The 4,510-nt window shown below is 67.7% G+C and carries 3 protein-coding genes and 1 pseudogene; all 4 read left to right on the top strand.

The annotated features are described in order from the left end of the window. Nucleotides 1-679 (top strand): MCE family protein (locus ASJ79_RS19355; protein ID WP_231750936.1); only part of this gene is annotated, 679 nt, incomplete at its 5' end. Beyond that, complete coding sequence (locus ASJ79_RS19350) at nt 676-2,049, top strand: MCE family protein (protein WP_067958633.1); 1,374 nt, start codon at nt 676-678, stop codon at nt 2,047-2,049. The genes ASJ79_RS19355 and ASJ79_RS19350, both read left to right, overlap by 4 nt. Then, a complete protein-coding gene (locus tag ASJ79_RS19345) occupies nt 2,046-3,206 on the top strand; it encodes an MCE family protein (RefSeq protein ID WP_067958630.1) in 1,161 nt (386 codons plus the stop codon). Before ASJ79_RS19350 ends, ASJ79_RS19345 begins: the two co-directional genes overlap by 4 nt. Further along, a pseudogene (locus ASJ79_RS19340) lies at nt 3,206-4,375 on the top strand (MCE family protein); the annotation flags it as partial. The gene ASJ79_RS19345 and the pseudogene ASJ79_RS19340, both read left to right, overlap by 1 nt. Between the last annotated feature and the right edge of the window lie 135 nt (nt 4,376-4,510).

Genomic DNA, 4,510 nt, shown 5'->3' with positions numbered 1-4,510 from the left:
CACGACCGCGTACACCCTCAACACGGCTCTGCAGGATCTCGGCCAGAATGTCAGTGCGCTGGACAAGCCGAGGTTCGAGATGGCGCTGCAGACGTTGACCGACTCGTTGCGGGACGCCACGCCGCAGTTGCGCGGTGCGCTCGACGGCGTCGCGAACCTGTCCCGCAGCCTCAACGCCCGTGACGAGGCGCTCGATCAGCTTCTCGCACATGCCAAGAACGTGTCCGAGACGCTCGCGCAACGCTCCGGCCAGGTCAACCAGCTGATCACCGACGGCAACCTGTTGTTCGCCGCGCTCGACGAGCGGCGCCAGGCACTGAGCAATCTGATCGCCGGCATCGACGACGTCGCGACCCAGATCTCCGGGTTCGTCGCCGACAACAGGCGGGAGTTCAAGCCGGCGCTGGAGAAGCTCAACCTGGTGCTGGACAACCTGCTTGAGCGCCGGGAGCACATCAGCGAAGCACTCAAGCGGCTGCCGCCGTACGCGACCGCACTCGGTGAGGTGGTCGGGTCCGGGCCCGGCTTCCAGATCAACCTGTACGGTCTGCCGCCGGCGCCGATCGCAGAGGTGCTCCTCGACACCTACTTCCAGCCGGGCAAGCTGCCCGACAGTCTGTCCGACATGCTCCGTGGCTACATCTCGGAGCGGATGATCATCAGGCCGAAGTCGCCATGACACAGGGGAACACAGTGCAGCGGAGCCGCTGGATGCGGACCGCGCTGGTCTGCGTGCTGGTCGCGACGCTGGCCGTCGCGGTGTACCTGGTGTGGCCCAGCCGGACCGGGCACAAGCTGACGGCCTACTTCACCTCGGCGGTCGGGCTGTACCCGGGCGACGACGTCCGCGTGGTGGGCGTGCCGGTCGGCAGGATCGACTCGATCGAGCCTCGTGCCGGCGACGTGAAGATCACCATGACCATCGACGACGGCGTCAAGGTGCCCGCCGATGCGAAGGCGCTGATGATCGCACCGAACCTGGTGTCCGCCAGGTTCATCCAGCTCGCACCCGCCTACACCGGCGGCCCCGAACTCGGTGACGGCGCCGAGATCGGCCTGGACCGTACCGCGGTGCCGGTCGAGTGGGACGAGGTCAAAGAACAACTGACCCAGCTGAGCAACCAGCTCGGCCCGCACGAAGGATCCGTCCAGGGGCCGCTCACCGCGTTCGTCAACCAGGCCGCCGACACGTTCGACGGCAACGGCGACACCTTCCGGCGCGCGCTGCGCGAGTTGTCGCAGACCGCCGGGCGACTCGGAGATTCCCGCACCGACCTGTTCGGCACCGTCCGCAATCTGCAGGTCCTGGTCGACGCACTGTCGAACAGCAACGAGCAGATCGTGCAGTTCACCAATCATGTCGCGTCGGTTTCGCAGGTACTGGCCGACGCCACAACCGATCTCGACGTGACACTGGGCACCCTGAACCAGGCCCTGGACGATGTGCGGGGCTTCCTGGGGGAGAGCAACGACGCGCTGATCGGCCAGGTCAACCGGCTCACCGATTTCACGAACATCCTGACCGAGCACAGCGACGACATCGAGCAGGTTCTGCACATCACGCCCAACGGCCTGAGCAACTTCTACAACATCTACAACCCCGCGCAGGGCACCGTCGGCGGTCTGCTGACCCTGCCGAACTTCGGCAATCCGGTGCAGTTCATCTGCGGTGGCACGTTCGACGCCGCCGCCACCCCGGACAACTACAAGCGGGCCGAGATCTGCCGTCAGCGGATGGGTCCGGTGTTCAAGCGCATCACGATGAACTATCCGCCGATGCTGTTCCACCCGATCAACAGCATCACGGCCTACAAGGGGCAGATCATCTACGACACCCCGGCCACCGAGGCCAAGGCCGAGACCCCGGTGCCGTACCTGCAGTGGCAGAACGCCCCCGGCGTCACGCCGCCGCAGGTCGCCCCCGACGCCGACCTGACCTCGCTGCTGCTCCCGGCCGAGGGGCCCGAGGCGTCGACCTCGCACGCCGGCGGTCCCGAGACCGGGCCGGCCCCGGCCGGACCCACCGCTGTTCCGGAGGGGGGCCGATGATCCGTCGCGCACTCGGGCTCTCGACGGTCACACTGCTGCTGGCAGGCTGCCAGTTCGGTGGGCTGAACTCGTTGAACATGCCCGGCACCGCCGGTCACGGTGCGGGTTCCTACACGGTCACCGTGCAGCTGCCCGACGTCGCGACCCTGCCGCAGAACTCGCCGGTGAAGGTCGACGACGTCACCGTCGGCAGCGTGTCGGGTGTGGACGCGGTGCAGCGTCCCGACGGCACGTTCTTCGCGCGGGTCCAGCTCTCGCTCGACGGCAACGTCAGGCTGCCCGCCAACGCGACCGCGAAGGTGGCGCAGACCTCGCTGCTCGGGTCGCAGCACATCGAGCTCGCGCCGCCCGAGGACGGGGAGGACGTCGGCACCCTGGCCGACGGCGGCGAGATCCCGATCGACCACACCGAGAACTATCCGACCACCGAACAGGTGCTGTCGTCCCTAGGCATGGTCGTCAACAAGGGCAATCTCGGTGCGCTGCAGGACATCACCGACGAGACCTACAACGCCGTCGTCGGCCGGTCGGGCAGCTTCGCGGACCTGCTGCCCAGGCTCGCCGAACTCACGGCGTCGCTGAACCAGCAGACCGCGGACATCATCACCGCGGCCGAGGGGCTGGACAGATTCGCCGGGATCCTGGCCCGCAGCAAGGACAGTCTGGGCCGCACGCTGGACACCCTGCCCGAGGCGCTGACCGTGCTCAACGACAACCGCGCCCAGATCGTCGACGCGTTCACGGCGCTGCGCAGCTTCGCAAACGTCGCGTCCCGGGTGCTGCAGGAGACCAAGGACGACTTCGCCGCGGACTTCAAGGACCTCTTCCCGGTCATCAAGTCGCTCAACGACCACGTCGACTACCTGATCAAGGATCTGGAATTCCTGCCGACGTTCCCGTTCCACTACAAGTACCTGCGCAACGCCGTGCGCGGTGACTACCTGAACGTCTACGTCACGTTCGACCTGACCCTGCGCCGCGTCGGTGAGTCGATCTTCACCACGTCGCTCGGCCTGGATCCGAACATGAAGCGCATGAGCGAGGTCGTCAACCCGCCCGACTTCCTCACCGGCGCGATGGCCAACCTCTCCGGTCAGGCGGCGGATCCGTTCAAGATCCCGCCGGGCACAGCCACCCAACACGAGGGGGCGCCGTAATGCTGACCCGCTTGACGCGCCTGCAACTGACGATCTTCGCGATCGTCACCGTGCTCAGTGTCGGTGCGGTGTCGCTGTTCTACCTGCACGTGCCGGCGGCTGTCGGGATCGGCGCCTACAACGTCACCGCCAACTTCGTCGCCGGCGGCGGGCTCTACGAGAACGCGAACGTGACCTACCGCGGCGTCACCGTCGGCCACGTGAGATCGGTGGGGTTGTCCGATCACGGTGTCGTGGCGCACATGCGGTTGAACAGCGACACACCGGTGCCGGAGAACGTGACCGCGACCGTCAAGAGTGTCTCGGCCATCGGCGAGCAGTACATCGACCTGGTGCCGCCCGAGGATGCCTCCGAGGCCACACTGCGCGACGGTTCGGACATCGGCATGGACCGCACCGCGATCGGGCAGGACATCGGCGGGCTGTTGGCCGAGGCCGACACCCTGGTCCGCAGCGTGAGCGACAGCCGGCTGCAGGACCTGCTGCGCGAGGCGTTCAACGCGTTCAACGGTTCCGGCCCCGAACTGGCCCGGCTGATCCAGTCGTCGCGGCTGCTGGTCGACGAGGCCAACGCGAACTTCCCGCAGACCGCGCAACTGATCGACCAGGCCGGTCCGTTCCTGGACGCGCAGATCCGCGGCGGCGACGACATCCGGTCGCTGGCGGAGTCGTTGGGCCGGTTGACCACCGAGGTGGCCGGCGCGGACCCGCAACTGCGGACCACGCTGCGGACGGCGCCGGGTGCCGCCGCGGTGGCCAACGAGACGTTCGACGGCATCCGGCCGTCGTTCCCGATGCTGGCGGCCAACCTCGCCAATTTCGGCCGTATCGGCGTGATCTACAACAAGTCGCTCGAGCATGCGCTGGTGGTGTTCCCGGCGCTGCTGGCCGCGTTGAACACCGTCGCGGGCGGGGTGCCGACCGATGAGGGCGGCAAGCTGGACTTCAAGATCCACCTGCAGGATCCGCCGCCGTGTGCGACGGGGTTCATTCCGCCCACGCAGATCAGGTCCCCGGCGGACACCACGCTCCGGGACCTCCCCACCGACCTGTATTGCAAGGTCCCACACAACGATCCGAGCGTGGTGCGCGGCGCGCGCAACTACCCGTGCCAGGAGTTCCCCGGCAAACGGGCGCCCACCGTGCAGCTGTGCCGGGACCCCCGCGGCGGGATGTTCGGGAACTTGTTGGGCGGCAGGATGTTACGGCCGTCCTCGACCGGGGTGCCGGTCGGGACCGGCGGGCCGCGCCACGGGTTGTTGCCGATGGGCACGTAGCCGCGGGGGTCCCGGCACAGCTGCACG

Source organism: Mycobacterium sp. NAZ190054 (assembly GCF_001545925.1).
Classification (GTDB): domain Bacteria; phylum Actinomycetota; class Actinomycetes; order Mycobacteriales; family Mycobacteriaceae; genus Mycobacterium.
This window is presented reverse-complemented; position numbering and strand designations above follow the sequence as displayed.